The 1,638-nt window shown below is 36.6% G+C and carries 1 protein-coding gene and 1 pseudogene; both read right to left on the bottom strand.

All coding sequences use genetic code 11. From position 1 onward, the window contains the following. Positions 1-552 precede the first annotated feature (552 nt). Positions 553-1,251, bottom strand: a complete 699-nt coding sequence (locus tag FD07_RS11840; RefSeq protein ID WP_020090534.1) for a hypothetical protein — start codon at positions 1,249-1,251, stop codon at positions 553-555. Then, positions 1,241-1,638: pseudogene (locus tag FD07_RS12675) on the bottom strand (hypothetical protein); the annotation flags it as partial. The pseudogene FD07_RS12675 and the gene FD07_RS11840, both read right to left, overlap by 11 nt.

Here is a 1,638-nt window from a genome sequence, read left to right as displayed (position 1 = left end):
ACACATAATTATTTAAACACTCGAATTTTAGCAATCCAGCCGCACAGTTGCTGAAGTATGAGAAGAGATAATAGTGACATGAACAATATAAAATTAAAGGTCAAATAGTATTCAATCAAATTATGTTTTAAAAAGCCAGTGAATCCTAGAGAAGTGAGGTCAACTAAAATCATGGTTATTTGGACTACCCCCATATAACCTAAGACTAATAAGACTAAGAATGATAAGTTAATTAATCCTACCTGATTTTTGGTGAATCTCTGACTTTTAATTTGTGAAAATAGCCTTTGGTGAATCTGATTAAAACTATCACCTATAATAAATGTGGGCAACACTAATAATAGTATCCAGAAAATCGGTAGGTAGAGTTGACCTGCCTTAATCATTTCAAAACTTGGACCATTCGTAGTAGCTTCTAAAATGGAAGTATCAGAATGAAACCGTATTTTTAAGATGATAATTGTAGCGACATAAATTCCAATAAGCCATAAAAAACGTTGAAGGACATGTGACGCTAAGTATTCGAATTGCACGTACATCAATCTGGCCACTTTAATAATCCCTACCTTTTACAATAGCGTTTAGAATCGCAGAAATAATGTATAGCATTGGTAACAAACTAAGACAATTAATCAATTTTGCTAATGGTGCCTCGAATTCCGTGAATCTCCCCAATGGCATACTAATTCCTATTTGATGTAGACTGAAGAGCAATAGGTTGAGCGATATGGCAACGAAGATACCAATTGCTTTTTTTTCAGTTAACATGAGTCCAATTAGGGCGATAAGTACCAGAAAAAGTTGGGTAAAATAGACTTGGACCAGGCCTAGTAGGAGAATAGCTAAAGTTTGAGGATTTGTAATCGTTCCTAGACCTACGAAGCTTGTGGCTGTTAACATCGCCCACGGCGCCCATAAGAGAAACTGTGCTAGAATAGATTGAACTAGTATCTGATAAAATAATATTTGTCGTGTTCCAATGGTTAAATAGTCAGTGAACCGATAGCTAATGTGTGATACAGCAATCAAAGAGGTAACCAGTAAATAGATAAGACCGATTGCAAACTTACCAAACATTTGTGTATATACAGTGGCAAACATCATTGAACCGCTGGTGAATACAGTTGGCTCGCTAATAATGGTTATAAATTTAGACGTTACGATCAAGAGAACTATGATATTGGCGATTCCAAATGCCTTGAAGTAGAGGGGCATATATTGTACTTGTTGTTTAAAGACGTTATAAATCACTGAGTTTTTTCCTTCCTAACTTCAGAAGCACTGCTGTGATCCCAATGGTTACAGTTGTTGTGGCTAAGGTTGTACCAAGACTGACGTCTGACATCGCGGTTTGTTTAAGAAAATCCGCAGGAGATAGGCTATACGCTGTAACTTGCAAGCCTTGGAATAGCAGTAAGGCCATTTGTAGCAACAGTCCAATGCTGAGGGAGAAAAAACGATTACGCAGTATTAATGATATAGCGGTCGTAAACAGAGCGTATAGTCCTCCCCAAAGGAAGACCATTGTTACGTTCAGCAAGTAGTGAATAAAGGGATGGTTGTAATACAGTGATACTAGTAAGGTATTTCGATTAATGACTAAAATATTTTGGTTCCTCGATTTAAAATTGAAGTGCA

This window comes from Levilactobacillus parabrevis ATCC 53295 (assembly GCF_001434055.1).
GTDB classification, from domain to species: domain Bacteria; phylum Bacillota; class Bacilli; order Lactobacillales; family Lactobacillaceae; genus Levilactobacillus; species Levilactobacillus parabrevis.
Note: the sequence above shows the minus strand (reverse complement) of the source record. Positions and strands in the feature narration are given on the sequence as shown.